This window comes from Nocardia sp. BMG111209 (assembly GCF_000381925.1).
In the GTDB taxonomy this organism is placed as follows: Bacteria; Actinomycetota; Actinomycetes; order Mycobacteriales; family Mycobacteriaceae; genus Nocardia.
This window is the reverse complement of record NZ_KB907307.1, coordinates 1,592,957-1,617,495: the sequence shown is the minus strand read 5'-3', so window position 1 is coordinate 1,617,495 and position 24,539 is coordinate 1,592,957. Positions and strand designations below refer to the sequence as shown.

Genomic DNA, 24,539 nt, shown 5'->3' with positions numbered 1-24,539 from the left:
TGTTCGCGGGTCGGCGGCCACCGGCACGCCGGTCGTCGGCGACCTAGGCGCCGAGCATGAGCAGCCCGCCGTCGACCGGTAGCAGTTGTCCGGTGATGAATCCGGACCCGGTACCCGCCAGGAACACCAGCACCGGGCCGAGATCCCGTTCGGGATCGCCGAGCGCGCCGCGCAACGGGATGGTGGCCTTCAATTGGGCATCGAGATGTTCCGCGGCCGGGCCGAGGAATTCGCGCAGCCGGTCCGCGCCGGGGGTCTGCACGGCGGGTGCGAGCGCGTTGACGGTGACCTGGTCCGCGGCCCAGGCCTTCGCCGCCGACCGGGTCCAGGCCTGCACGGCGGCCTTGGTGGCCGCGTAGATCGGCGACATCGGGCTGCCGAGCACGGCCTCGGCGGAGCCGAAATTGATGATGCGGCCACCGTTCTCGCGCATGACGGCGTGCGCGGCCTGATTGGTGAAAACCGTTGTCTTGAAGTTGGTGTCGAACAGCGCGTCGACGTCGGCGCCGGTGATGGCGCCGGGGAAACCGCCCCGCCACAACCCGGCCGCGTGCACGAGCACGTCCAGGCCGCCGAGGGTTCCGGCGGCGGACCGTACCGTCCCGGTGACCGCGGCCTCGTCGCGCAGATCGCAGTGCAGCCATGCGACCGGCAGCTCGGTGGCCGGCCGCGAATTGTGGTACGTGGCAGCGACTGTCGCGCCGGCGGCGTGCAGGACCCGGACGGCCGCGGCGCCGATGCCGGTCGCGCCGCCGGTCACCAGGATTCGGCGGCCTTCGAGGACGGGGGTCACGATCGGTTCCTTCCGGCTGGATTCCGGGCCCGCACACGCCGGCCCCACCGCAGCACGATAGGGAGTTGGTTGGACAGCCGTCAACTATGGATAAAGCCCGATATCTGTGTATATGGTGGAGTAATGCCCCAGAAAGCGCAGGTCGCAGGAGCTGTCAAGCGTCAGCGTCGCGCGACGTTCCAGCGATCCGGCTCGCAGCAGACCAAGGCCGCGCTGGCGCAATCCGCGACGGCCCTGTGGCGCACCAACGGGTACGCCGCGACCACCGTCGCCGACATCTGCAAGGCCGCCGGCGTGTCCCGGGCACTGTTCTACTTCTATTTCCCGAGCAAGGAAGATCTGCTGTTCGAGGTCGGGATCCAATCCACCCGTGCCGCACAGGATCTGGCCGCGAAGTTGAGCAACGGCGACCACCCGCTCGAGACGATCATCCATCGGGTACTCGATTCGCTCGGGCGATCGATGGCCCGCAACCCCGCCGACCTGGTCGTCGAAACGGTGCTGGAAGGCTACCGCCGCCAGCATCGACCGGCCGCCGATCCGCGCACCGAGCCGGCGAGCCGCCTGTTCACCGACGTGTTCGTCAGGGCGCGGGCCGACGGTCGGCTCGCGGCCGAGGTCGACGCGGACCATCTGTCCCATCTGGCCCAGATCCTCGTCAACGAGGGTGCGCGGCACTGGGCTTCGGGCGCGTACGGCGAGAAGTCCTATGCCGACGCGGTTTCGGCCGACATCCTCGCACTGGTCGCCGGGTTCGAGGCCGCCGCGGCGAAACGCGACTGACGCACAGGACATTTCGCCGCACCCGCGAAGGAAGGAAATCAATGTCGGACATCGGAATCGAACTGCTCAGCGTGTTCGGGATGCCACCGCTCGAATTCGTCCGCCTCGCAGCCGATCTGGGCTGCCGGCACATCTCGTGCGGGCTGGAGTCCGGGCCGCCGGGACCACTGGGATACCCGCCGTATTCGCTGCGCGAGGATGCCGCGCTGCGCCGGGAGATGATCGCGGCGATGCGCGACCAGGGCGTGAGCATCGCGCTCGGCGAGGGGATGAACATCCGGGCCGGCCTCGACATCCGCGACCGCGCAACCGATCTCGCGCTCATGGCCGAACTCGGTGTGCGGCGGATCAATACGGTGTCACTGGACCCGGACCTGTCCCGTAGCGTCGATCAGTTCGCCGCCCTGGCCGAACTGGCCGCCGCGCACGGTATGGAGACCACGGTCGAACCGAGCCCCGGCCTGACCGTCGGCGACCTGCCCACCGCCCTGGACGTCATCGACCGGATCGGCCGCCCCGACTTCCGACTGCTGATCGACAGCATGCACATCCTCCGATCCGGCGCCACGCCGGCCGACCTGGCCCGCGTCGACCCGGACCGCATCGGCTACATCCAGCTCAGCGACGCCCCGGTCGTGGCCACGGACCCGAACTATATGAACGAGGCCATGTTCGACCGCAGAATCCCCGGCGACGGTGAACTCCCCCTGCTCGAACTGCTGCGAGTGCTGCCCCGCGACCGCGTGATCGGCCTCGAAATCCCCCTGCGCGCCACCGCCGTAGCCGGCGTCGACGCCCACCACCGGCTCCGCCCGGCCGTCGACGCCACCCGTGCACTGCTCGCCGAACTCGCCGCGGACGACGACCGCACCCCGGTGTGAGCCCCGCGCGCCACGATCCCTCGGAAGGACGGAAACTCATGCGAGTCAACGCAATCGACCACGTCAACATCGTCACCGACGACCTCGACGGAACCTGTACCTTCTACGAACGGCTGCTCGGTCTCACCAGAACGACCTCGGCGGGACAGTCGATCGGTTACCGCAGCGCCTGGATGTCGGATACCCACGGCAACGCTCTGATCCACGTCCTGTGGAACGACCCCGCCAAACAGACCACCCGCGGCCACACCCCTGGCGGCCCGACCGGTGCGGTACACCATATCGCGTTGCGCTGCACCGATTTCGAAGGCATGCAACGGATCGCCGGCGAACTGGGAATCGAACACCGGGTCAACGACGGGCAGGCCGGACTGCGCCAGATCTTCGTCCACGACCCGAACAACGTCCTGTTGGAACTGATCTTCCCGGACGAGTGAATCCGGCCGCGGTACTTGCGATCCGGCGCCGCCTGCGAGTACTTTCCAATTAGGAAAGTACTTTCGAGGTGGGAACATGAACGATCGAATCGACCACGAGGACGCCGTACGCGCCCTGGACGAAATCGGCCGGCGCCGCGAACAGGCGATCCGGCGCAAGGTCTTCCCCGGCTGGTACTGGTGGGCACACGCCGCCCTGATCGTCGCGTTCACGGCAGCAATAGAATCCGGCCGCACCGTACTCCTCGCCATCGGCATCGCCGGATACGCGCTCGCCGCACTGATCATCGACCGCCCGGTATCCCGCGCGGCCCGCGCCGCCCCGCTACGCCGCGGACCCGACGGTCCGAGGGTCATGCGCAGGACACTGATCGGCTTGGCAGCCTTCGTCGCTGCCTTGATCGGCGCCCTGTCGGCAACGGCCTTCGGCCTGAAGGCGGCCGGAATACCTTGCCCCGCAACGATTGCCGCGGCGGTCACGGCGGTGGTGTTCGCGATCGGCGGCCGACTGCTCGTGCGATACGAGCAAACCGTGCTGACCCGGAGCCGCCCGTGATCACGCCGGAATTCGACGAGTTGATCCACGCCCCGACCCGACTGTCACTGGTCGCCTTCCTCACCGCGACCACCTGGGCCGACTTCGCCGTCCTGCGCGACAACATCGGCCTGTCCGACTCCGCCCTCTCCAAACAGCTCAGCACCCTGGAGGATGCCGGCTACGTGGAGATCCGAAAAACCTTCGTGGGCAAACGACCACGCACCTCGGCCCGCCTCACCACCGACGGCCGCACCGCCTTCGCCCGCCACGTACTGGCACTCCAGGAAATCGTCGCCCGCGCCGGCGCCTCGGTACTCCCCTCCGGCCGACCCCCGGAGCAGCCGTAACACACCCCAGTCCGGTCGGCTACTCGGTCGGGTAGCTGCGCAGGGCTCGGACGAACCAGGTGAACACCGGTTCCAGGTCCGCCATCGGCGGCCGGCCGTTGATGGTCGCCACCAATTGCCAATATCGCGTCACCCGAGCATCATTGGCGACTTCCAACCGCTCGAGCACCCACCGCCGCAGGTCCGCGTCATCGGGTCTGCCGAAGGTGCCGGCGTACCTCGCGGTCAGAATGTCGACGACGGCTACCGCTTCGGCGGCATCCGCAGCCGTCCCGGCGGCGAGCGCACGGCCGACTTCGTCGCACACGGTCTCGGTCAGATCGTGATGCAGCCCGCTGTCGTCCCCGTCGGCGCGTTCCTTCGCCTGGTATTCGGCCATGCGCCGCACCGCGGCCCGGAAGTCGTTGTCCTGCACCAGCCGTACCAGCTCCAGCCACGCCTCGACCTGCTCGGAGGTCGGTTCGTCGGGAAGGTCGGGCATGCTCGAGCGCAGCAACTCCACCATCGCCGGATTGGCATCGACACCACCGAAGGTGTCATCGATGAAGTCGTGGATGAAGCGGTGCCGTTCGGCTTGCGAGAGATTCACCAGTTTGTGCATCAGATCCATCTCCTGTGGGTTCGATTCCCGGTTCGCCACCGCCTGCAACACCGCGCGCCGTAACCGCAGCACCCGAATCTGCGCGTCGAGGGCAGCCGCGTGCGCCGCGGCGACGTCGGCCAACGAGGTCTCGCGAGCCAGAATGCGCCGCACCGTCGGCAGGCCGATGTCCAGCTCGCGCAGTGTCCTGACCAGCTCCAGACGCGTCAGAGCGTCGATGTCGTAGAGGCGATGGCCGGCCGGGCTGTGACCGGTCGGCGGGATGATCCCCTTGTCGGAGTAGAACCGAATCGTCTTGACCGTCAAACCGGTCCGCTCGGCCAGCGCCCCGATCGTCAAGAGCATCTCGTCGTCCATACCCCAAGCCTGCTGCCTCCCCTGGATGGAGACGCAAGTCGACACACCCGGACCGGAGTTGCAGCGGATAGTGGCCGGGATGCGCGCGGGACATCGGATTACCCGCACCCGTGATCGCGCCGGAGCGCTCGCGAACCAACGTAAGCTGCACGATATGGGGCGGATCCGGTACATCGCAGTCATCTTGGCGCTCGCCGTACTCGCGGCCTGCGGGCGCGAATCCGGTGGGAGCCACTCGACCACCGCCGGTCCGGCCGGTGAAACCGCACCGGCCGCGGTGGCCGCGCCGGGACCGATGGCGCAGGGCGTCCCGATGGTCATGCCGCGGTGTGACGGCGTCCGGTCCGGCGGAGCGGACGTTCCGCCGGACTGCACGCTGGTTTCCCGCGATCGTGCTGGGCTCACCTTCGTCGTGCGGCACACCGTCGACGGGAACGGTCGCGTCGAAAGCCTGCGTATCGAGATCACCGGGACCGACGGCAAGGTTCGGCAAAACCTCGACGTGCGACCGGGCGACGGTACGAGCATCACGTCGTCCGCCGAGCCCGCGCTGCTGGACCTGGCCGGTGACGGTCGCGATCAACTCGTCGTGCCCCTCGGCCTCGCGATCGTCGGAAATGTCACCTACGCCGTATATCGGGCAACGGACGCTGCGCCCGAATTCGCATGGGCGGGAGAAGTTGTCGGCTTCGGGATCGATCGGACCGCCGACGGTCTCATCGCGACGACGTCGAAAAGCGGTCCCGCCGACAAATACACCGATTTCTGGCATTTCGCCGACGACCGGCTTCGGCCGGTCGCCGGAATCGTCCGCACTTACACCGCGGACGGAGGCAGTACGTGCCGAGCCGATACCGAAGGGGTACGCGGAGATTCGGGACTGAGCGACCAGGAGGTCGAGCACAGATTCTGTAGCGCGACGCTGGTTGCCACGGGGCCCGTCCGATGACGTGACTCGGGCCGGCGGCTCACCGGTAATGCGGGGCCCGGATCGGTCGGCTTTCTGCCGCAGCCGCGCGGACCGCTGTCCGGTCCGAAACAGCGACATGCTCGCGGACTACGGGCTACTATGTGGCTAGTCGGATTTCGTCGCTCGGAGTAGGCGAAACCCGTGGCCGACAGCGTGAGTCGCATCGTTACGAGTGTGTCCGATATGTCCGGGCACATCTGCGGCGTGCCGGTTGGCTTCCAGCTCGCGAATTGCAGTTCGGTGGTCGGACCGGTTGCATGAGAATCATTGTGCGACACGGCTTCTCGGTGGATCGGGGAGGATCGGAATGTCTGCGCACTGGGGTACGGCGATCAACGGGTTCAGTGGCAGCACCGCACAGCAATTCGGGGTCGGGGGCTCCGATCTGGGTATCCCGTACGACCGGAGCCGGTTCGCGGCCGGGCACTCGGGGTTCGTGTTCGGCGACACGTTCACCGGTACCAATCAGGGCAGCGGGACCTGGCTCGGATCCCCGATCCTGTTGTATTCGGCGCAATCGCCCGATGCCACCACCGCATTCGATGCCGCATCGGGCGGGGCGCAGGCGGTGCAGGTGTTGAAATACACCCACAACGCCGACAACGGTTACGGGGTCGAGGTGTCCCGGATCCCGAACGATGCCTTCGTCGACCCCAACGGCCGAACCTGGTTGACCTACACCAGCGTTCACGACTGGAATGCCACGAACGACCGGTACGGCGCATTGTTCTGCGGACTGGCCTACTCCGACGACGACGGCCGGACGTGGACCGACTACGCGGCGGTATGGAAGAACGACGGCAGCGACGGCTACAACGGCTGGTCACCGCTGATGATGCAGTCGTTCGCCGGCATCGGCAACAACAACGGCGACGGCTACCTCTACATCGTGTCGAAGGAATGGGGTCGCAACCACAATCGCAACGGGCCGATCCTGATGAGAGTGCCGTGGCAGCAGATCACCACCAAGGCCCAGTATCAGTATTGGGGCTGGAACGGCAGCGCTTGGGTATGGGGCAATCCGGCCCCGACCCCGCTGTTCAACGGGCTGGGCCCGATCGGTGAGCTGAGTGTGAAAAATATTCAGGGCACCTGGGTGATGTCGTACTTCGACGTCACCGGCAGTTGCATCTCCACCCGTACCGCCGGTGCCGTCGACCAGGTGTGGACCGGCCCGAAACAGCAGATCCGCGGGCAGGTGCCGTGGTGGCAGTTCTGGGTGAAATCGTTCCCCCAGCTCTACGGCGGATACATCCACCCGCTCTCCGTCTCGCCGACCGACGTGACTCTCTATGTCTCGCAATGGAATACCTTCACCGGTAATCCCTATTGGGTCATGCAGTTCGACGGGATCACCCCGTAACCCCTCCTGCCGCTGCGCGATCCCGACACTCTCGTCGACGAGCGAACCCCGGCTGTCGGTGCCCAGCGCAATACTTGTCGGCGCTGACCTGACCGATGACTTTCTCGCGTCGTACCGGTCCGGTACATCGAATACCGACTCACGGGAGTGTGACGCTGTGCGGAAACTGACCTTCGGCATGAACCTGAGCCTGGACGGCTACATCGCCGCGCCCGGCGACGACCTCGGCTGGAGTGTGCCGAGCGACGAGTTGTTCCAGTGGTGGTCCGACCGGGTGGCAGCGACGGGCCTGGCGCTGTACGGGCGCAAATTGTGGGACGCGATGAGTTCCCACTGGCCGACCGCCGACCAGCAGCCCGGCGTGACACCGGCGCAGATCGAGTTCGCGCATCGCTGGCGTGACATGCCGAAGGTGGTGTTCTCCTCCACGATCAGCACGGTCGACTGGAACACCCGCCTGGTCACCGGCGACGCGGTCACCGAAATCGCCCGGCTCGCGGCCGAGGACGGCGGCCCCATGGATATCGGCGGCGCCACACTCGCCGCAGCGGCCATGCGCGCCGGGCTGATCGACGAGTACGCGATCGTCACCCACCCCGTCCTGGTCGGAGGCGGCACGCCGTTCTTCACGACCCTGGACAATTGGGTGAACCTGAACCTGGTGGAGACCCGGACGTTTCCCGACGGCGTGCTCCTGACCAGGTATGAAACCAAGCGCTGAGTACTCGTGGCCGGGCTGATACCCGCCTCGATCCGCCGGCGGTCGTAGACGAAATCGCTATCGGACCGGGTCGATCAAGCTGCTGAGCGTGCTGTCGTGCCGAAGCGTATTCCTGAGGATGTCCGGTGAAGCCGCTTGCGGACAGCAGCGCGTACTGGTATTGGTAGCGCCGCACAGAGATTCGACAGGAGCGTCCCGTAACGTGGCCTGCTGCTTGCGATCCCGCGATGATGGCGGGCATGAGCTTGATGGCGTACTGGCCGCTGGCCGGATTGCGGGTGCGGACACCGCGCCTGGAACTGCGGATCCCTGATTCGGCGGAATTGGGTGTGCTGGCCAGGCTGGCCGCTGCGGGTGTGCACGATCCGGCGGTGCAGCCGTTCGCCGTGCCGTGGACGGATGCGGAGCCGGAGGAGCGTGCGCGCCGGGTGCTGCGGTGGCATTGGCGGTGCTGGGCCGACTGGCGGGTCGACGAGTGGACACTCAACTTCGTCGTGCTCCGGGACGGGGAGGTCGTCGGCAGCCAGGCGATCAGCGCGAAGGACTTCTCGATCTGCTCGGAGGTACACACCGGATCCTGGCTCGGTTCGGCCCACCACGGCCGAGGTATCGGGACGGAAATGCGGGCGGCGGTGCTGGAATTGGCCTTCGCACGGCTCGGGGCCGGCTCGGCGGTATCGGCTGCGTTCGAGGACAACCTGGGTTCGCAGGGGGTTTCCCGCAAGCTCGGGTACGAGCACGACGGGCTCGCGATGCACGCGGTGCGCGGCAAACCTGCGGTGATGCGACGACTGCGGCTGACCCGTGTTCGATGGGAAGCCCATCGCAGCATTCCGGTGAAGGTGGCGGGGTTGGAGGAGTGTTTGCCGCTGTTCGGAGTGCCGCCGGCGTCGTGACGCGCGCCGAGGGCCCGGCGATTCTCGCCGTTTCCCGGACCGCTGTCGCGGGGCCCGATCCCTGTTCGCGTGCCTCGAGGCCAGTCCGTCGACGTGTGCGCGCCAAACACGCTGCGCCAGTCAGGCGTTCGTCTCGCTCATCGCACGATGTCGCGGAAGGACGCAACCGGGAGACGGGTGCCGGTCACCGAGAGATCCTCAGTGCCGCTGTGGAGTTGTGGTGTCCAGCCTGGACGGGTCCGGTTGTGTCCGGCCAGTGCTGCGGGATGCGTTCGAGTACGCCGCCGGCGAACACGTCGTACAGCGGCAGCGTCTCCAGGTGCACGTAGCCGATGTGGCAGTCGCACAGTTGGGCCGGGCAGGGACGCGGGCGGAGGTTCGCGCGGTACGAGCCGTCGTAGAGATTGCCGAGTTCCGCGCGGACGAAGTGGCACCGCCGGACGGTGCCCTCGCCGTCGACCGAGATCACCGATTCGCCGGTGCGGCAAGGTAGTCCGGCCGATCGGTGCGGGTGAAGGCTGTATTCGAAGAGGGGATCGAGTTCCGTCCACGCGGCAGCGTCGGCGTCCGAAAGCTGTTGTCCTTCGGGGGCATTCACCCAGAGGTACACGTGCTCGGGCAGGTCGGCGCGCAGGCGCCGGGCGGAGTCCAGGTGTTCGGGCAGGCCCACCACGCCGACGCTGAAGCGGATGCCGCGGCGGGCCAGGTCGGCGCACTTTCCGGCGAAGCGCTCGTAGGGGGTCTGGCCGGGGTGGTACGTGCACCACAGCGCCAGCGTGTCGCGGTCGGCCTCCGCCAGCCAGCCGGTGCGGCCGCTCAGGTTGGTCTGGATCGCGACGCGCCGGATGTGCGGCAGATGCGACAGGCGGACCAGGGTCTGCCGGTACCAGGACCGGACCAGGCCCTCGCCCCACGGGGTGAACAACAGTGACAGCCGGTCGTCGTGCTGGGCCGAGGCCCAGTCGGCGAAGCGGTCCAGTGCGGCGCGGTCGGCGCGCAGTTGCTCGCGACTGTCGCGGCGTTTGGCGAAAGGGCAATAGGGACAGTCGTAATCGCAGGAGGCCAGCGGGCCGCGGTACAGGATCGTGAGGTCCACGGGTCACCTCGGTTCGTAGGCGGTCATCGCCGCGCGCACCGCGGGTGAGAACAGGCGCGGGCCCAGTGCGTCGGAGTGGGCGAGACCGGTGGGGCTCAGCTTCAGCAGGTCCGGACCCGCTGCGGGATCGAGCCAGCCGGCCGCCTCGAATTCGGCCAGTTCGGCAGGGAAGTGCTCGTGCGGTGCCGCGCCGAACCGTGCCCGGTAGGCCGCGACGTCCATCCCCTCGGCTTGGAGCAGGGATTGCAGCAGGTAGCGGCGGCGCGCATCGTCGGCGGTGATTCGGTAGCCGACGGTCGCTTCGGTGAAATCCGTTGCGTGCGTGTAACTGTCGATGATGCCGCGGACCTCGCGCGGGGCCACCGCGTAGTCGAACGAATAGTGCAGGCGGCCGGTGTAGGAACGCGCGCCGCAGCCCAGTCCGACCATGCCGTCGGTCTGGCAGCGATGGTCACCGGGGCCGGCGTCCGGGGCGTCCGCGCGCCGGAACATGCGCATCGAGAGCTGCCGGTAGCCGTGCGCGAGCAGATGGTCACGGCCGGCGGCATACAGGCGCAGGCGCTGTTCGTCCCAGTCGGCCTCGGTGTCGTGGCGGCTCAGCCCGGTCAGGGGCCGCACGTACAGCGGGTACAGGTAGAGCTCCTCCGGTTGCCAGGCCAGGGCGGCGTCCAGTGAGGTGCGCCAGGTCCGCTCGGTCTGGCCGGTGATGCCGTAGATCAGGTCGATGTTGAGGACCGGGATGCGTGCGGCGCGGATCCGGTCGAGGGCCGCCTCGACCTCCGCGCGCCGTTGCGGTCGCACCGCCGCGCGCGCCTCGGCGTCGAGGAAACTCTGCACGCCGATGCTGATCCGGGTCGCGCCGCGATCGGCGAGCACGGCGAGACGGTCCGCGGTCGCGGTGGCCGGCGAGGTCTCCACCGACAGCGGGATCGATCGCAGATCCGCGCCCATCCGGCGTTCGGCGATGTCGCACAACCGATCCAGTTCGGCGGCGGTGAGGAAGGTGGGGGTGCCGCCGCCGAAGGCCGCCGTCGCGAAACGCACCGGACCGTGGTCGCCGAGGGCCGCGCGCGCCGCGATGGCCTGGCGGTCGAGGGCATCCAGATAGCGCTCCACCAGACCGTCCGGCGCGCCGACCCGGGTGAACAGATTGCAGAAGCCGCAACGATATTCGCAGAACGGTATGTGCGCGTAGAGCGAGAGCGCATCCGTCGGTTCGCCCGCCCAGAGGTCGCGCAGCGACGGCCGGTCGGTGAGCGGCCGGTAGGCCGTCTTGTGCGGATAGCCGTACACGTATCCCTGGTAGGGGCGGGTGCGGAGGATCGTGGTCATGTGCAATCCGTTCGGGTTACTCCGGTATGGCTGTGCGTCAACGGTTCTCATACCGCTCCGGGTTGCGGCCGCGCGGGCGCGGCCGGTTCGAGGAAGAAGTGGGCATAGGGCACCGTCCACACCGATTCGTGGCCGAGCCGGTGACCGGTGAACCCGTCGTCGCCGTAGGCGGTGCCGTGGTCCGAGCACACGATGGCGAAGCAGCGGCGCCGGCTGCTCGCGGCGGCGAACAGCCGGCCGATCCGGTCGTCGATGTGAATCAGTGCGGCGGCATGGGTTTCGCGGGTATCGCCGGTGGCCGCGGTGGCGCCGGGCAGGTGGAACCAGTTGGGCTGGTGCAGCGCGGACACGTTCACGAACAAGAACAGTCGGCGTTGCGCGGGCAACGCGGCCACGATGCGCTCGGCACAGTCGATCTGAGCGTCGAACGAACCGGGAGATGCGACCGAGAACGCCGGCTCCCAGTGACTGTCCCGGAACAGGCCCGGCAACACCGAGCCGACCTCGCTCTGCTTGTTGAAGAAGCCCACGCCGCCGATGCAGGCGGTGTGATACCCGGCGGCGGCCAGCGCGGCGACCAGGTCGGGAGCGTCGTAGACGAAGGTGCGGCCCACCGTGGTCTCACTGCCCGCGAATCGCGCCGCGAACAGCCGCGGATGCGGGCCGGGTGTGGCGGGGGTGGGCAGGAACCCCTGGAACATGGCGTGATGCGAGGCGTAGGTGAAATTGCCCGGGGCGTGGCGCTTTTCCCATCTGCCATCGGGCAGGTTTCGGCTCAGGGTGGGTAGTCGGCCGGCCGCGGCGAGTTCCGTGGCCACGTCGTACCGCAGCGTGTCGAGGGTGACGAACAGCAGGTCGTCGCGGCCGATCACGTCGTTCATGTCCGGCTGCCCGCTGGGGTCCGGCACGTCGTTCATGTCCGGTTGCCTGCTGAGGTCCGGGTGATCGGCCGAATCCTGTTGCGCAGCAGGATCTATGCGTCGGCCGGGATCCGGTGCCGAATACTCAGGCGGCATGTGAGCGCTCGTTTCCGGAGCGGCGGACGATCGCCGCGACCTGCGCGTCGTAGGCGTCGCCGTGTTCGGCGCCGGTGCCGGGCAGTCCGTTCAGGCCCGGCAGCAGATCGCCGAAGGCGTTGACCTCGCCGATCGCGAACCGCCGCCAGCCGATGACGGGAAGCAGGTCGACACCCACCCGCGAGAATCCGGGGAAGCACGCCGCTGCGCGCTCGCACAGTGTGAGCACCTCGGACCAGCGGGCGCCGGCGCTCTCGATCGCCAGGCGCGCCGCGGCCAGGTCGCCGCGTGCGCCGCCGAGGTGCAGATTCGTCATCGGTGATCGGCCGGTCCGCACCACCGCGTGGGTCGCGCGGCCGCCGACCACGACGATCCGCAGATCGGCGCTGCGCCCGTGCAGCGACGCCTTGGGCAGCCAGCGTTCCACGTGCAGGTTGTCCGGGGCCAGCGCGTCGACGATCGCGGCGACCTCGGCCTCGGTCGTATACCGGCGCACCCGTAGCGAATTGAACAACCGGCCTCGCTCGTCGCGTTCCACCGAGGTGGTCGCCTGCACCCGGCCACCGCTCGCGGTCTCCACCGCCAGCACGCCGGACGCGGACGAGCCGTGCGCGAGCTTGACGAATACCCGGCGCATCCCCGCGGCGGCCATCAACTGCCGGACATCGGCCCAGCCGCGCACCGGCGCGGCCACCCCGGAGGTCGGCGAGAACGGTACCGGCACACCGGCATCGGACAACATGGCATGACAACGGCGTTTGTCGAAGAGCACGGCGAGCTCGTCCGGATCGTCGAGCAGGCGTGCGCCGCAATCATTTACGCGGTCGGCGGCGAATCGAGCGGCGGCAAGGAATCGCTCGTACCACAGCGCGGTGCCTTCCGCGCGGACCGGATCCGCGACACCGCGCAGCGCCGCGTCCACCGCCGGATTCTCGCCCGGTGAGTCGAGCCGTACCAGCTCTCCCGGGCGGAATTCGGCACGGCCGGACAGTATTTCGTGCCAGGCGACCACCCGGGCCGGCGGGCGGCCCGCCCGGCTCAGTGCATCCTGGAACAGGGTGACCCGCCGGTTCTCCGGATTACCGATCAGCGCGAGGCGCAGTGCCGAGTTCCCTTGCGGCCCGGCCGTAGTGGCGCCGCGGTCGACCTCCGCCGAATCCGACATGGTCATTCCGCGACGGCGGTGTAGCGGTTCTCGGCGTCGGCGGTCTCCGGCTCCGAGACGTCGACGGTGACACCGGCCGGTTGCAGCGCCGCGACCACCCGATCGGCCATCGCCGACGTCATGAAGTGATGGTGCAGGTCGAGCGTGCGCAGGTGGGTCAGCGGCTGACCCGCCAGCAGGGCTTCGGCACCCACATCACCGAGCGTGCCCATCGACAGGTCCAGCGTGGACAGCCGGGCCACGACCGGCGCGCCGGCGACCGCGACGGCGATCTCGTCCTGAATCTCGCTGTTGTGCAGGCCCAGCGAGGTCAGGTGCGGCAGCCGCGTGCCGGACAGGAACGGCTCCAGATCGGCGACGGTGGCCGTGCCGCCGTACCAGGACGTGCCCAGCCACAGATCCAGGCGTTCGAGTGCGGGCAGGTCGCTGGCCCCGATACCGCGGACCACCTCGCCGCCGAGTCCACCGGTCTCCACGCTCAGTGAGCGCAGCGCGGAGTGGGTGATCGGCGGGAACACCAGGCCGTCGCCGCCACGCACACCGAATTCGGTGAGCGCCGGGAACGCCTCCAGCAGCGGCGTGACATCCGACTGGTTGATCCAGGAGATCTCACTCTCCTCGTAGGTGATGTCGCCGAGGAACAGCGCCCGCAGCGCGGGAAGCCGGTCCTTCGCCGCGACCAGCGCGGCGACCACATCCTCGGAGCCCTCGCCGGGTTCGTCGGCCCAGTTGCCGATCACCAGAGCCCGCACCGGGGCGGGGTCGACCGCGGCGAGGAAGCGTTCGAAGGCCTGCGGCCAGGTTTCGTCGGCGTCGTAGAACACCGAGATCCGCCAGGCCGCCGCCTCGGGTGCGGGCAACGCCGGTGATTCGCCGGGCTCCGGGAATTCGAAGATCGGCAGACCGTGGAATGTCTCCATGTGCTCGGAAATGGTCATGTCGCAGGCTCCCTGGGGGCGAGGTCGGTGCCGGTGACGATCCGGCCGATCCGAGGTATCGGGACGTTTCTACCAAGCCGGTCCGACAGCCACGGGCCGGGGTTCCATGCCTGTGGCGAACTGTCGGACCCCCGCGCTAGGTTCGTCCTCGAGCCGGCACACGGGTGACGGCGGGGAAGGGAGAGAACATGTTTCGGCAGGGAGATGTCCTGATCGTGCCCATGGCCGAGGAAGCGGTGCCGGGGCATCTGCGCGAGGCGCCGGGTGAACCGCGAGACGCGCGCGGCCGCATGGTGCTGGCGCTGGGCGAGGTCAGCGGCCACGCGCACGCGCTGACCGCGCCGGGGCGGCTGCTGCGTTCGGACCCGTCGGTCCGGCTGCTGCATCTGCCGGAAGGCGGGCGGCTGGTGCACGAGGAGCATGCGCCGATCGTGCTGCCGAAGGGCTGGTACCGGGTGGTCCGGCAGCGCGAGTACACGCCGGGTGCCGTCCGGATCGTCGCCGACTGACCTCTCGCACCGAATCCGTCTACTGCACAAGGAGTTTCAGCATGCCCGACATCGACGCCTGGCGGGCCGTCGCGGCCGCCACCGGCCCCGCCGACCGCGCGGCCGCCGACACCGCGGTGCGGCAGGCCTATCGGCTGGCCGGCCTCGCCGAACCCACCCGCTTCGTCTGGGCCGACTCACCGCTGAGCGGCGTACTCGCCCTCGCCGACCTCGAGGCCCCCGGCCGCTCGGTGCGCGAGGACATCCGCACCCGCCCGTGGGCCGCCGAACGCCGGCGAGTGCACGACGAACTCGGCCCGGCAGGCTGGACCGAACGGTGGCACGCGACCGGAGCCCACCTGTGGGACACCACCCGCATGCTCACCGACCGGCTGCGAGCCGGTGTGGTGGCGGCGATGCTCGAATCACCCCGCTACGCCGACGCCGACGCGACGGTAGCCGAGGCCGAGGTCCGCGGCCTCCTGCTGGACGCCGTACTCGGCCAGCACGAAGCCCCCTGGCTGGCGGCCTTCGACGACCGAGCCGGGCAATTGGCGGGCCTCGCGGCCGTCGCGCGGGCGACCGGCTGGTGGTGGCCGTTCGAACACGCGGTCGTGCTCTGCGAACGCCCGTCGCGGCTGCTGCGCGACGAGGCGGGCAGGTTGCACGCCGCCGACGGCCCGGCCGTACTGTTCCCCGACGGTTTCGCCCTGCACGCCTGGCACGGCATGTCCGTACCCACCGACTTCCTCACCGAACTCCCCAGCCTCACCCCCGCCCGTATTCGCGACGAGGAGAACGCGGAGCTGCGCCGAGTCCTGCTGGAGCACTACGGCTACGACCGCTACCTCGCCGAATCCGGCGCGCAACCGGTACACCGCGACGAGACCGGCATCCTCTGGCGCATCCCGATGCCCGACGACGAAGACGTCGTCATGGTCGAGGTCGTCAACTCCACCCCCGAACCGGACGGCACCCACCACACCTACTGGCTGCGCGTCCCGCCCGGTACCGAGACCGCCCGCGCCGGCGTCGCCTGGACCTTCGACCTCGCCGCCGAGGACTACGCGCCGATGAAGCAGACCTGAGCCGGGTCCCCGGCCACGGAGGTCTCCGGAAATCCCGTTGGCGGACGGCGGCGACCACTGCTAGCCTTCCGGGAGCCGTGCAGGACAACGAGGAGGTGGTACCCGTGAACGCAGTAACTACATGGGTGCTCCCCTCAGGGGTCACGGTCGGGCGATAGGTCGTCCGGGAGCGCCGTTTCACGAGCACTCCCGAAAGGCACGACCATGCAGTTCACTTCCGAACAGCACCTCGAAAACGACGTCCTGGAACGCGAATTCACCCTCGGCGAGATCCCCGGCATCCTGTGGACACCCGAATCCGCCACCGAACCGGTTCCGCTGATCCTGCTCGGGCACCCACCCCTCGGATTGACCAAGATGTACCCCCGGCTGGCAGCCCGAGCCCGCCGCGCCACGGCGGAGGGCTTCGCCGCGGCCACCATCGAACTCCCCGGAAGCGGCGACCGCCCCCGATGGGCCGCCGCCGAACAGGCTCGCGCCGACCTCCGCCGGACGCTGCAGGCCGGCGACCCGGTCAGCGACGAGATCATCGACGCCCTCATCCTCCCGCTGGTCGACAAAGCGGTCCCGGAATGGCAGACCACCCTGGACGCCCTCCTCGCACTGCCCGAGATCGGCGGCCCGGTCGGATACTCCGGCGGAGTGATCTCCATCGGAATCCGGCTGGCGGTGGTCGAACCCCGCATCGTCGCCGCGGGCCTGTTCGCCGGAAGTTTCGTGCCCCGCACCATGTTCGAGGAGGCCCGCCGGATCACCATCCCGGTACACGTCCTGCTGCAATGGGACGACGAGGGCAACGACCGGCAAGCCGCCCTGGACCTCTTCGACGCCTTCGGCTCGAAGGAGAAGACGCTGCTCGCCAACATGGGCGGACACACCGGCGTCCCCCAGTCCGCCGGGGAGGACGCCGCCGGCTTCTTCGCCCGGCACCTGAAGTGAGCCCGAACCTCTACTCCGGCAGCAGGCGATAGCAGTATGCCGACCGCTCACCGCTCATCGAGGACAGGTCCACCCTTCCTCGATGGCGGTGGGCAGTGCCGTAGTCGATAGGTTGCGCGCGAATGTTCCTCTGCCGGTGCGAATGTCGTCTCTCCGATCCTCGCCCGGCGGCCCGGTGGCCGGCCCACAGTTTCAAGGTGTTCCGATGGCATCGGTCAGACAGTTCCAAGTCACCTTCGACTGTCCAGAACCCCAGCGCCTCGCCCGATTCTGGTGCGAGGTACTGGGTTACGTCGCACCGCCGCCACCGCAAGGGTTCGCGACCTGGGACGATGCCGAGCGCTCACGACCACTCGAGCGCCAGGGTATGTCGTTCGCCTGCATCGACCCCTCGGGAGTAGGTCCGCGGCCGCTGTTCCAGCGCGTTCCCGAAGGAAAGGTCGTCAAGAATCGAGTGCATCTCGACGTCCGGGTCGGCACCGGCTTCGTAGGCGAAAAGCGCTCGGCCACAATCGAAGCCGAGTGTGCGCGCCTCACCGCGCTCGGCGCAGTACGCGTACGACTGCTGCGCGCCGACGGCTACAACGAATCGTGCATCGTGATGCAGGACATCGAGGCAACGAATTCTGCCTCGACTGAACAGGGTTCGCTGTCGATGGCGCGGCTACGAGCGCGGCGGACTCTCCGCGAGGATGGACGGATGTCGGAATTCCCCGAGTGGTCTGTGCAGTCATCGACCGGTGTCCGTTTCGATTGGGGGCCGGTGGGTGCGCAGGCGCTCGGTCCGCAGTGTGCGGCGCTGGTGGTGGTCGACGTCTTGTCGTTCACCACCGCGGTGTCGGTAGCCGTCGAGGCCGGAACGCGAGTTCTGCCGTATCCGTGGCGCGACGACACTGCCGCCGCCTTCGCTGCGGAACAGGGTGCGGAGTTGGCCGTCGGCCGCCGCGCAGTGTCACAGCAGCAACCGTGGTCGCTGTCTCCCGCCGCGCTACGCGCCGCTCCCGCACCGGAACGGCTGGTGTTGCCGTCGCCGAACGGATCGGCCATTTCCGCTGCTGCCGAAGGGATTCCGGTGATAGCGGCATGTCTTCGCAACGCCGGCGCGGTCGCCGACTGGATCATCGGGCAGCGGTGGGGCACCGTGGAACACCCTGTCGCGGTGATCGCCGCCGGCGAACACTGGCCGGGTCGCGCCACGCTGCGCCCGGCGGTCGAAGACTGGCTCGGGGCCGCTGCGGTGATCGCCGCGCTCGCCGAGCATGGTGCCCAGGCGCTGTCGCCGGAGGCATCGATCGCTGCGTCGGGGTACGCCGCCGTCAGCGATGTCCGTGCGCTGGTGCGCGACTGCGCTTCCGGCCGAGAGCTGGCCGCCGGAGGGTTCGGCGCCGACGTCGCCATCGCGATCGAGGTCGAGACCAGCCGCTCCGTACCGGTCCTCGTCGACGGCTGCTTCGTCGACGCAACCTGCGCGACGTCGATCCATTGATGGAAGGTACTGAAACTTCGCTGCTGTCAGCAGCTTTCAGTGAGTCCCCTGATAACCTCGTAGAGACCTCGGGTCGGCCACCTCACTTACACGTGGCGGATCATCGGTGTGCGCGCAGGGCGGCGGCGAGCCAGGTGAAAGCAGGCACGCTGGGTGGAGCGGGCGGGTGATCGTTGATCAGGCTCAGCAGCTGCCAGTAGCGTTCGACGCGAGGTTCGGCCACCAGGTTCAACCATTCGAGCAGTGCCTGCGACTCGGTGTCGCCGAGATCCGAGGGCACGATGCGGTCGAGAATCGCACGACCGGTGTCGGATTCCGCGGCGATTCCCTTCTCGACAGCGGGACCGGCGTGCTCGAGAACCAGTGGCCGGATGTTGAGGCCGAATTCGATGCGGTTGTCTGATTCGCCGCGCAGCACCATCTGTCGCATTGTGTGCCGGAAGTCGTCGTCCGAGACGAGTTCGGCCAGCTCTATCCAGGCATCCACCTGCGCGGAAGTCGGGTCGTCGGGCAGCTGCGGTGGCAGCTCTCGCATGAAGTCGGCGATGGCGATGGCGTCCGTATCGTCGACGCCGTCGAAGATCTTGTCGACGAAACCGTCGATGAGCTGTTGCCGTTCGCGGGCCGGGAGCCGGGCGAGTTCGTACATCAGGGACAGTCCTTCGGTCTTGTTCTCCCGGCGGATGGAGTTGCGGAGAACCGCACGATTCAGCCGCAACATCCGGATCTGGGTATCGAGGGCTTCGACATGGATCTCGGCGACCTCGGCCAACGTGGATTGCCGGTCGAGTACCTCTCGCACCGCATCCAGGCCGAAGCCGAGCTCACGAAGCGTGCGGACCAGATGCAACCGATCGACCGCGTCGGCGCCGTAGAGGCGATAGCCGCCCGCGGACCGTTCCGAGGGCGGTATGACTCCGCTGTCGGACCAGAACCGGATCGTACGTGCGGACAATCCGGTGCGGCGAGCGAGCTCTCCGATCGTGTAGCGGTCCGTCTCTTCGTCCATGCCACCAACCTGCACCTTCCACCCGCTGGAAGGTCAAACTGATCACCCTCGCCGCCGGAACCCCCACCGGCACAATCTCATTCCTCGCCGCCGCAAAAATGATCGGCATCCCCGAAATCCGCACCGCCCGAACGCTACTCACACCCTGAGCACAGCGGGCCCGACGAAAGCGCTTCAGGCCCGGGAATCGGCGGCTACGTCGTCGCTACAGTCGTATTCATCGACGTCGAGTTCGGTTCGCGTTGCCGACAGGAATTCGAGCACCGGCATCGACAGATGCCACCCCAATGGCCGGGGCCACTGCCTCGCCTGCTCCCACGAAGTTCCGCCGGGCGGCTCTCGGACTCCGTCCGGGTCATGGAAATACCGCACGACGTGCATCATCGAACCGATCTCGTCCTCTGCGCACAACGAAACCAACCCGGAACGGATGGTCTCCAACCGATCCACCACGTGCTGGATCTGGTCGGCGACACTCTCATCGCTGCGCCGGACGATCATCCACGCATGGCACCGCGGGATCACATGTTCGGCCGACCGGCTCCCTCGTACCCGTACCTCGTCCGGCTCCATCCCCAGTCGCGCCGCGATCTCCGCAGCAGACCGCGTGTCACTCCTGAGGGCGAAATAGCAGTACTGGCGGATATTCACGATCCCGATCCCACCACACCCCGAAACCGGAATTCGACCGGTTTTCCACCTGCAGCGCAATCGAATAGGTCAGTTCAGGGCCGGTAGCGTCTCGCCAGGTTGGGCGGCGCGGTGATGGTCGAGCCAGAATCCATGATTCCGTAAATAGGAGTCGAGCCCGTCGTTCAGGTAGGCGCGGTAGCCTCGCAGGCCCTGGGCGTTCTCACGGTAGATGTCGGAGCCGGCCGACTGCACAGAGATCGTGTTGTCGAGCCACTGCCCGAGACGGTCACGCGCGGACCACCATTCGCGGATCGCGTCCCAGGTCCACCGGTCGTCGCCGTCACATGCGTAGGCGCGGAAGGGATCCACCCACGCGGCGGTCAGGACCAGGTACGTCTCCTGCACGGTCCGTGGCTGGCGGAACACCACTTCGCTGTACTGATCGTCTTCGTAGACAACATGATCCGGTGCGATGCCCCGACCCAGCTGGCAGGTGTCGGTACCCGCACCGTAGAACGGTCCGGGAACGTTGCGCCAATCCCGCAACTCCCACTGACCACACAGATAGTCCTCCGGCGGCCCGAACAACCGTGGCTTGGAGCCGACAACAAGTTCGTTGCCGGAGGCTACGACGGTAGGCAGTGGATCCCAGTACACGCCCTCACGATATCGGGTACCGATTCGGGAACCCGGCTGGTCCGCGACCGGGAGACATGTCACAACCGACGCGCTGCGCGCGCCGGACGACTCGATCGAGCCCGGGATGGCGCTGCTGCAGCCCGAGTTGTTGCCGCGCCGTTGCGGTCACACCCCGGTCGTCGATTCCGGCCTCGGGGAGTTCGGCATCGGATCGGGGCACTCGAGGGATGGGCACCAGCGGCTCTCAGCGGCTGATCCGCCGGACGCGCAGCACGCATGTCAGCATCGGCAGCGTGAATTCCTCGTCGGCGGTTTCGGATCGGGTGGCGAGGTAGGTGCGGATCCGGCCCAGCGTGGCCTGGCGTTGTTGTTCCGGCATGACCAGCATTCCGGCCCTCGTTGCGAGTGTCGCGACGAGGGAGTCGGCTGTGCGGCGCTGGCCGTGTGGGAATTCGGCCTGTTCCGGTGAACCGAACTGTGCGGCAACGGATCTCGGGAGATGCAGGTCGGCTGTCTCGATGCGCCAGCTGTCGGGAGTGTCCCGTGGGCCGATGGCCGCGCTTCCACTGATCTGTGCGAGTCCATCGACCCAGTCGACGCGGTCGTCCATGACGTTCCACAGGCCGGCGAGGATGCCGGTGGGGGCGAGGACTCTGGCTATCTCGGGTCCCGCGGTATCCATGTGGAACCAGTGCATGGCGTTGCCTGCGACCACGGCATCGACCGAATCGTCTTGCAGGGGAATCGCTTCCGCGCTACCGGACAGGGCGTGAACATCCGGGAATGCGCGGCGCAGTTCGGTGAGCATCGCCGGATCGGGCTCGACCGCGACGACGTTCATGCCCAATTCGAGGAGTGTGGCCGTCAGCTTTCCCGTTCCGGCGCCGAGGTCGAGCACTCGCGGACCAGGCGCGTACTGGAGTGCCCATTGCACCGCAGCTCGCGCGTAGTGGGGGCGATGTTCGGCGTACGCGCCTGCCGCGCTACCGAACGACGAGCCGAGAACGCGCCGATCTTGTCCGTCCACTCGCTCATCTCTCCTTGTGGCTACCACTGTGCCGGTGAGGATCGTGGCGTCATGGGGAATCCGGCGGCGGTGGTGCTCCGTTGGCAGTCAACGCCAGTGCTGGTCTCCGATCAACGCCGTCTCCGCACCCCCGTCGGCGAAGATGATCTGACCGGTCACGAACCGGTTGCCCGCGCCGGCGAGCCAGCAGATGAGTTCGGCGACCCATTCCGGGTGCCCGGGAAAGCCACCGAACGGTTGCGGCGCTGCGGTTTCCACGGCGGTGCGGGTGTCCTCGTTCGCGAAGATCCAGGCGGCCGCCGGTGTGTCGACGACCCCGGGTGCGACGGCGTTGAGAGCGATGCCGGTTCCCGCCCACAGGGGTGTCGAGGCGGCTCGGCGTACCCAGCGATTCAGCGCGCGTTTGGCGATCCCGTAGGCACCCGTGGCGCCTCCGATGGACGGGTCCGCGTCGAGGTAGGCGATGGCGGCGGCTTCGTCGCCGTCGAGGCATGCTTGTACGACGCGCTCGTCTGCGGGTGCCAGCGACGAGGTCGAGGACACGACCACGGCTCGGGGTGCCGCGCTCTGCGCCAGCAGTGGCCGTAGCCCTTCCAGCGTCGCGACGGCGCCGAAGTAGTTCGTCTCGAGGAGACCTGTCCTGCCGCCGCCGGCGATGGCGAGCACCGCGTCGATGGGCCCACGCGCGGCCACCTGGTCGATCAGCGATCGTCGGCCCTCGGGCGTGGACAAGTCTGCCTGAATGTCGGCGTCGCCGAGGTCGCAGCCGATGACCTCGGCGCCGCGCTCGCGCAGCATCGTTGCCGTCGCGGCGCCGATGCCCGATGCGGAGCCGGTCACGACATATGTACGCCCGGCACCCTCTGAATGCGTCACTGCTGTTCCTTCCGTTCGCCGCCCGGCGGCGCGGGCTGTTCACTCGTCGCGCGGTCGAAGAGTTCGGCTATTTCGTTTCCGCAGAGGTCGGGGTCGAGTCCGGCGGAAAGGAGGGGGACGACACTGTCGATGGAGGCTCGCAGCGCCGCTGCCATGACCTGCGGATCGAAAGGGCGGAAGGCTCCGGTGCGCTGGCCCTCCGCGAACAGACGGGCCAGCCGGTTCAGCGATTCGGTGTGGTGACGTTCCCAGACACCGTGATCGCCGTTGAGAAGGATCTGCTGGAGTGCCCGCACCTGCGGCAGATGACCGGCGATGAACGCCACATTCACCCGGATGACGGTGGCGAGCAACTCACGAGCGCCGGTCGCTGCCTCGATGGCGGTCCGCATGTCGGACTCGGCGTCGGCGGCGATCTGATCGGCGACGGCCGCGAACAGTTCGTCCTTGCTGGAGAAGTGATAGGTGATCAGTCGTTTGCTGCTGAGCCCGGCCCGGTTGCGGATGGCCTCGAAGGTGGTGGCCTGGTAGCCGAACTCGCTCAGCAGGGCGATCGCGGTGCGGGTGATCTGTTGTCGGCGGGCCGCGGTCGCCGCCTGATGGATGGTCATGACCACTGCGCCTGCTTGCCGACCTCGGCGTGGCCCACGGGCCGATCGGCCGGGGGCTCATCGCGGCGGGAGACTGCGTTATCCATGTGTATAACATTATCCGTTCGGATAACAGCGAGCAACAGTCTCTGCAGACAGGATGAAAATCGCGATCTGGTACGAGAGTCTCAGCGAGCCTAGTTTTCGATGCGTTACGTCGCAGAATAGTTGCGTTGGCTGAAACCAAACGTAAACGTATTAATTCCGTCGACGAATGGGGAAGTGGGACAGGCTGACCGCCGATAAGGTTCACTTATCGGTGGTCAGGCACTTGCCGGTTCGGAACGGCCCCAACAGGTTTCGTTGCGTGTTGATTCGTTGGATTCGACGAAACCAACGCTACGATTTGCGGGTGTCGAACGTTTGCAACTACCCGGGATGTGCGCGGCCCATCACGCGCGGCGGTGGGCCGGGACGGCCGTCGGAATACTGTGACCACCCGGAGCACACTCGGTGGCGAGCCTGGCGGGAGCGACAGCGGCAACAGCAGGCGGTCGAGACACCGGCCACGAACGTCACTGTGACGCAACAGGGTCCGGCCACCACGGCTCGGCTGCGGGCCGATGAGCTGCTGGTTCAGTTCCGTCAGCTCGCGGGGCAGCTCGGGAACACACTGAATGCGGCGGTGGCCGAGCTGTCCACGCTGGCGGATCCGGCGGTCGCGGAGGCGCAGATCCAGGCGGTGCAGGCGGATGCCGCGCGGCGGATCGCCGAGGCGGAGATGGCCACTGTCGCGGCGGAGCAGGCGCGGCGCGAGGCGGAAGAAGCGCGGGATGGCGCGGAGGCCGCGGCCGAGGATGCCGCGGCCGCCGCCGAATCCGCGGAGGCTCGGATCGCCGAGGCGCTCGCGGCGCGCGACGATGCGATGCGCGAGGTGGAGAAGGTCACCCGGCAGGCGGCCGACGAGGTTTTCGAAGCTCGGACCGAGGCCGAAACCGAGGTGCGTACCGCTCGGCGCGAGGCCGCCGACGATGTGCAGCGGGCTCGGGAGCAGGCAGCCGAGGAAATCGAGCTGGCCCGGCAGAAGGCCGCGGCGGAGACCGAGCGCGTGAAACGAGAAGCGGCGCAACAGGTTACCGCTGCCGCCGCGGAACGTGATCTGGCCGTGCAGCGGGTCGCCGACGCGGAACGGGCCATCAGCCGGGCCGAGGCGGCGGTGGCCGAGCGAAGCCAGGCGCTGGTCGAGAGCAAGCAAGAATTCGCGCGGGCCCGCGCCGAGACCGACACCGCCCGCGCCGAACTCGCCGATCTGCGGAGACAGGCGGCCACCGATGTCGGCGCCGTACGCGCCGAGGGCGCCCGGGTACTCGAACAGGCGCAACGTGAATTCGCCGAACGGCTCACCGCCGCCGACGAGGCTCGGGCACAGACCCTCGCGCGCGCCGAACGCGCCGAGCGGCTCTTGGACGAACTCCTCGCCGACACTCGGCGAGCACGCCCGCAAACCTCGGACGGGTGACGTCGGTACGC

At 68.1% G+C, this 24,539-nt stretch carries 27 protein-coding genes; 14 read left to right on the top strand and 13 right to left on the bottom strand.

The features are described 5' to 3' along the window. Nucleotides 1-43: 43 nt before the first annotated feature. Nucleotides 44-793 carry an SDR family NAD(P)-dependent oxidoreductase gene (locus tag G361_RS0107270; protein ID WP_026342782.1) on the bottom strand — a complete coding sequence of 250 codons (750 nt, stop codon included), beginning with the start codon at nucleotides 791-793 and terminating at the stop codon, nucleotides 44-46. 123 nt (nucleotides 794-916) lie between these two features. Between G361_RS0107270 and G361_RS0107265 the strand changes: the two genes are divergently transcribed. The 5 genes from G361_RS0107265 to G361_RS0107245 all read left to right on the top strand — a co-directional run bounded on the left by G361_RS0107265 (nucleotide 917) and on the right by G361_RS0107245 (nucleotide 3,779). Further along, nucleotides 917-1,576 (top strand): TetR/AcrR family transcriptional regulator, encoded by a 660-nt coding sequence (locus G361_RS0107265; protein WP_019926402.1) that lies wholly within the window; start codon nucleotides 917-919, stop codon nucleotides 1,574-1,576. Nucleotides 1,577-1,617: 41 nt separating this feature from the next. Continuing rightward, nucleotides 1,618-2,457: a sugar phosphate isomerase/epimerase gene (locus tag G361_RS0107260; RefSeq protein ID WP_019926401.1), complete on the top strand. Its 840-nt coding sequence runs from the start codon at nucleotides 1,618-1,620 to the stop codon at nucleotides 2,455-2,457. 38 nt (nucleotides 2,458-2,495) lie between these two features. Further along, complete coding sequence (locus G361_RS0107255; protein ID WP_019926400.1) at nucleotides 2,496-2,894, top strand: VOC family protein; 399 nt, start codon at nucleotides 2,496-2,498, stop codon at nucleotides 2,892-2,894. Between the two features lie 76 nt (nucleotides 2,895-2,970). Then, nucleotides 2,971-3,450, top strand: a complete 480-nt coding sequence (locus G361_RS0107250; protein WP_019926399.1) for a hypothetical protein — start codon at nucleotides 2,971-2,973, stop codon at nucleotides 3,448-3,450. Further along, nucleotides 3,447-3,779: a transcriptional regulator gene (locus G361_RS0107245; RefSeq protein WP_019926398.1), complete on the top strand. Its 333-nt coding sequence runs from the start codon at nucleotides 3,447-3,449 to the stop codon at nucleotides 3,777-3,779. The genes G361_RS0107250 and G361_RS0107245 overlap by 4 nt, the downstream gene beginning before the upstream one ends. 19 nt (nucleotides 3,780-3,798) lie before the next feature. On the opposite strand, the gene G361_RS0107240 is transcribed toward G361_RS0107245, so the two are convergent. Then, the gene (locus G361_RS0107240) at nucleotides 3,799-4,737 is read right to left on the bottom strand and encodes a MerR family transcriptional regulator (RefSeq protein ID WP_019926397.1); all 939 of its coding nucleotides are present in this window, start codon (nucleotides 4,735-4,737) and stop codon (nucleotides 3,799-3,801) included. A gap of 154 nt (nucleotides 4,738-4,891) precedes the next feature. On the opposite strand from G361_RS0107240, the gene G361_RS0107235 reads away from it, so the two are divergent. From G361_RS0107235 to G361_RS0107220, 4 genes are all read left to right on the top strand, one after another. Continuing rightward, nucleotides 4,892-5,686: a hypothetical protein gene (locus G361_RS0107235; RefSeq protein WP_155981345.1), complete on the top strand. Its 795-nt coding sequence runs from the start codon at nucleotides 4,892-4,894 to the stop codon at nucleotides 5,684-5,686. A gap of 328 nt (nucleotides 5,687-6,014) precedes the next feature. Beyond that, nucleotides 6,015-7,070 (top strand): DUF4185 domain-containing protein, encoded by a 1,056-nt coding sequence (locus G361_RS0107230; RefSeq protein WP_019926395.1) that lies wholly within the window; start codon nucleotides 6,015-6,017, stop codon nucleotides 7,068-7,070. Nucleotides 7,071-7,227: 157 nt separating this feature from the next. Then, a complete protein-coding gene (locus G361_RS0107225) occupies nucleotides 7,228-7,791 on the top strand; it encodes a dihydrofolate reductase family protein (RefSeq protein ID WP_019926394.1) in 564 nt (187 codons plus the stop codon). A gap of 239 nt (nucleotides 7,792-8,030) precedes the next feature. Further along, the gene (locus tag G361_RS0107220) at nucleotides 8,031-8,687 is read left to right on the top strand and encodes a GNAT family N-acetyltransferase (RefSeq protein ID WP_155981344.1); all 657 of its coding nucleotides are present in this window, start codon (nucleotides 8,031-8,033) and stop codon (nucleotides 8,685-8,687) included. A 184-nt stretch (nucleotides 8,688-8,871) separates the two neighbouring features. Here the strand turns inward: G361_RS0107220 and G361_RS42630 are convergent, their stop codons facing one another. The 5 genes from G361_RS42630 to G361_RS0107195 all read right to left on the bottom strand — a co-directional run bounded on the left by G361_RS42630 (nucleotide 8,872) and on the right by G361_RS0107195 (nucleotide 14,234). Next, nucleotides 8,872-9,783, bottom strand: a complete 912-nt coding sequence (locus G361_RS42630) for an STM4011 family radical SAM protein (protein ID WP_019926392.1) — start codon at nucleotides 9,781-9,783, stop codon at nucleotides 8,872-8,874. Nucleotides 9,784-9,786: 3 nt separating this feature from the next. Continuing rightward, nucleotides 9,787-11,115 carry an STM4012 family radical SAM protein gene (locus tag G361_RS0107210; protein WP_019926391.1) on the bottom strand — a complete coding sequence of 443 codons (1,329 nt, stop codon included), beginning with the start codon at nucleotides 11,113-11,115 and terminating at the stop codon, nucleotides 9,787-9,789. Nucleotides 11,116-11,162: 47 nt separating this feature from the next. Further along, a complete protein-coding gene (locus G361_RS0107205; RefSeq protein WP_019926390.1) occupies nucleotides 11,163-12,032 on the bottom strand; it encodes an STM4013/SEN3800 family hydrolase in 870 nt (289 codons plus the stop codon). Nucleotides 12,033-12,120: 88 nt separating this feature from the next. Continuing rightward, complete coding sequence (locus tag G361_RS0107200) at nucleotides 12,121-13,296, bottom strand: STM4014 family protein (RefSeq protein ID WP_026342779.1); 1,176 nt, start codon at nucleotides 13,294-13,296, stop codon at nucleotides 12,121-12,123. Nucleotides 13,297-13,298: 2 nt separating this feature from the next. Next, nucleotides 13,299-14,234 carry an STM4015 family protein gene (locus G361_RS0107195; protein ID WP_019926388.1) on the bottom strand — a complete coding sequence of 312 codons (936 nt, stop codon included), beginning with the start codon at nucleotides 14,232-14,234 and terminating at the stop codon, nucleotides 13,299-13,301. 188 nt (nucleotides 14,235-14,422) lie between these two features. Between G361_RS0107195 and G361_RS0107190 the strand changes: the two genes are divergently transcribed. The 4 genes from G361_RS0107190 (at nucleotide 14,423) to G361_RS51725 (ending at nucleotide 18,235) form a co-directional block, all read left to right on the top strand. After that, nucleotides 14,423-14,743, top strand: a complete 321-nt coding sequence (locus tag G361_RS0107190) for a hypothetical protein (protein WP_026342778.1) — start codon at nucleotides 14,423-14,425, stop codon at nucleotides 14,741-14,743. 41 nt (nucleotides 14,744-14,784) lie between these two features. Continuing rightward, nucleotides 14,785-15,810, top strand: coding sequence for a DUF6745 domain-containing protein (locus tag G361_RS0107185; protein WP_019926386.1), 1,026 nt, complete (start codon nucleotides 14,785-14,787; stop codon nucleotides 15,808-15,810). Nucleotides 15,811-16,014: 204 nt separating this feature from the next. Next, nucleotides 16,015-16,749, top strand: coding sequence for an alpha/beta hydrolase (locus G361_RS0107180; protein WP_019926385.1), 735 nt, complete (start codon nucleotides 16,015-16,017; stop codon nucleotides 16,747-16,749). A 205-nt stretch (nucleotides 16,750-16,954) separates the two neighbouring features. Further along, nucleotides 16,955-18,235 carry a VOC family protein gene (locus tag G361_RS51725; protein WP_369797877.1) on the top strand — a complete coding sequence of 427 codons (1,281 nt, stop codon included), beginning with the start codon at nucleotides 16,955-16,957 and terminating at the stop codon, nucleotides 18,233-18,235. A gap of 100 nt (nucleotides 18,236-18,335) precedes the next feature. Here G361_RS51725 and G361_RS0107170 read toward each other — a convergent pair whose 3' ends face one another. The 6 genes from G361_RS0107170 to G361_RS42625 all read right to left on the bottom strand — a co-directional run bounded on the left by G361_RS0107170 (nucleotide 18,336) and on the right by G361_RS42625 (nucleotide 23,030). Further along, the gene (locus tag G361_RS0107170) at nucleotides 18,336-19,244 is read right to left on the bottom strand and encodes a MerR family transcriptional regulator (protein ID WP_019926383.1); all 909 of its coding nucleotides are present in this window, start codon (nucleotides 19,242-19,244) and stop codon (nucleotides 18,336-18,338) included. Nucleotides 19,245-19,418: 174 nt separating this feature from the next. Next, complete coding sequence (locus G361_RS0107165) at nucleotides 19,419-19,895, bottom strand: DUF4279 domain-containing protein (protein ID WP_019926382.1); 477 nt, start codon at nucleotides 19,893-19,895, stop codon at nucleotides 19,419-19,421. A 69-nt stretch (nucleotides 19,896-19,964) separates the two neighbouring features. Further along, on the bottom strand, nucleotides 19,965-20,534 hold the full coding sequence (locus G361_RS0107160; protein ID WP_231386804.1) for a ferredoxin: 570 nt from the start codon (nucleotides 20,532-20,534) through the stop codon (nucleotides 19,965-19,967). A gap of 226 nt (nucleotides 20,535-20,760) precedes the next feature. Continuing rightward, a complete protein-coding gene (locus G361_RS0107155; protein ID WP_026342776.1) occupies nucleotides 20,761-21,543 on the bottom strand; it encodes a class I SAM-dependent methyltransferase in 783 nt (260 codons plus the stop codon). A gap of 87 nt (nucleotides 21,544-21,630) precedes the next feature. Continuing rightward, the gene (locus G361_RS0107150) at nucleotides 21,631-22,419 is read right to left on the bottom strand and encodes an SDR family oxidoreductase (protein ID WP_026342775.1); all 789 of its coding nucleotides are present in this window, start codon (nucleotides 22,417-22,419) and stop codon (nucleotides 21,631-21,633) included. Continuing rightward, entirely contained in the window at nucleotides 22,416-23,030 is a 615-nt protein-coding gene (locus G361_RS42625) for a TetR/AcrR family transcriptional regulator (protein WP_063711839.1), read from the bottom strand. Before G361_RS42625 ends, G361_RS0107150 begins: the two co-directional genes overlap by 4 nt. Nucleotides 23,031-23,589: 559 nt before the next feature. Between G361_RS42625 and G361_RS0107140 the strand changes: the two genes are divergently transcribed. Next, the gene (locus G361_RS0107140) at nucleotides 23,590-24,528 is read left to right on the top strand and encodes a hypothetical protein (protein ID WP_019926377.1); all 939 of its coding nucleotides are present in this window, start codon (nucleotides 23,590-23,592) and stop codon (nucleotides 24,526-24,528) included. Nucleotides 24,529-24,539: the final 11 nt, after the last annotated feature.

What these genes read in the sequence shown, in the direction of transcription:
- G361_RS0107220 (WP_155981344.1), top strand. Translation starts at nt 8,031, where the DNA reads ATGAGCTTGATGGCGTACTGGCCGCTGGCCGGATTGCGGGTGCGGACA.
- G361_RS42625 (WP_063711839.1), bottom strand. Translation starts at nt 23,030, where the DNA reads ATGACCATCCATCAGGCGGCGACCGCGGCCCGCCGACAACAGATCACC.
- G361_RS51725 (WP_369797877.1), top strand. Translation starts at nt 16,955, where the DNA reads ATGGCATCGGTCAGACAGTTCCAAGTCACCTTCGACTGTCCAGAACCC.
- G361_RS0107250 (WP_019926399.1), top strand. Translation starts at nt 2,971, where the DNA reads ATGAACGATCGAATCGACCACGAGGACGCCGTACGCGCCCTGGACGAA.
- G361_RS0107200 (WP_026342779.1), bottom strand. Translation starts at nt 13,296, where the DNA reads ATGTCGGATTCGGCGGAGGTCGACCGCGGCGCCACTACGGCCGGGCCG.
- G361_RS0107265 (WP_019926402.1), top strand. Translation starts at nt 917, where the DNA reads ATGCCCCAGAAAGCGCAGGTCGCAGGAGCTGTCAAGCGTCAGCGTCGC.
- G361_RS0107240 (WP_019926397.1), bottom strand. Translation starts at nt 4,737, where the DNA reads ATGGACGACGAGATGCTCTTGACGATCGGGGCGCTGGCCGAGCGGACC.
- G361_RS0107255 (WP_019926400.1), top strand. Translation starts at nt 2,496, where the DNA reads ATGCGAGTCAACGCAATCGACCACGTCAACATCGTCACCGACGACCTC.
- G361_RS0107210 (WP_019926391.1), bottom strand. Translation starts at nt 11,115, where the DNA reads ATGACCACGATCCTCCGCACCCGCCCCTACCAGGGATACGTGTACGGC.
- G361_RS0107260 (WP_019926401.1), top strand. Translation starts at nt 1,618, where the DNA reads ATGTCGGACATCGGAATCGAACTGCTCAGCGTGTTCGGGATGCCACCG.
- G361_RS0107170 (WP_019926383.1), bottom strand. Translation starts at nt 19,244, where the DNA reads ATGGACGAAGAGACGGACCGCTACACGATCGGAGAGCTCGCTCGCCGC.
- G361_RS0107230 (WP_019926395.1), top strand. Translation starts at nt 6,015, where the DNA reads ATGTCTGCGCACTGGGGTACGGCGATCAACGGGTTCAGTGGCAGCACC.
- G361_RS0107235 (WP_155981345.1), top strand. Translation starts at nt 4,892, where the DNA reads ATGGGGCGGATCCGGTACATCGCAGTCATCTTGGCGCTCGCCGTACTC.
- G361_RS0107205 (WP_019926390.1), bottom strand. Translation starts at nt 12,032, where the DNA reads ATGAACGACGTGCCGGACCCCAGCGGGCAGCCGGACATGAACGACGTG.
- G361_RS0107195 (WP_019926388.1), bottom strand. Translation starts at nt 14,234, where the DNA reads ATGACCATTTCCGAGCACATGGAGACATTCCACGGTCTGCCGATCTTC.
- G361_RS0107180 (WP_019926385.1), top strand. Translation starts at nt 16,015, where the DNA reads ATGCAGTTCACTTCCGAACAGCACCTCGAAAACGACGTCCTGGAACGC.
- G361_RS0107185 (WP_019926386.1), top strand. Translation starts at nt 14,785, where the DNA reads ATGCCCGACATCGACGCCTGGCGGGCCGTCGCGGCCGCCACCGGCCCC.
- G361_RS0107190 (WP_026342778.1), top strand. Translation starts at nt 14,423, where the DNA reads ATGTTTCGGCAGGGAGATGTCCTGATCGTGCCCATGGCCGAGGAAGCG.